Here is a 228-nt window from a genome sequence, read left to right on the forward strand (position 1 = left end):
GGCCTGTTCGCCTGTCACGGCAATGACCTGGGCGCGCCAGAGTTGCGCCTGGCGCCATTGCTGGCTCAACCACAGGCTGCCCCATACAGTCGCCAGTACCAGGCAAGCAGCCAACAGCCGTTGCTGCGGACGCGAAACGGCAGGCAATGAAGGTGCCTTGCGGCCACGCTCGAATAAGCCAGCCAGCGAAGTGAGGGGCGCCAGCGCACTTGGCCAGTCGCCCCTCAG

The 228-nt window shown here is 65.8% G+C and carries 1 protein-coding gene; it reads right to left on the reverse strand.

Annotated features, from left to right (window positions below):
* Positions 1-228 (reverse strand): GspL/Epsl periplasmic domain-containing protein (locus SB756_RS36500; protein ID WP_410914141.1); only part of this gene is annotated, 228 nt, incomplete at both ends.

It is taken from the genome of Pseudomonas sp. SIMBA_068 (genome assembly GCF_046534705.1).
GTDB lineage: Bacteria > Pseudomonadota > Gammaproteobacteria > Pseudomonadales > Pseudomonadaceae > Aquipseudomonas > Aquipseudomonas putida.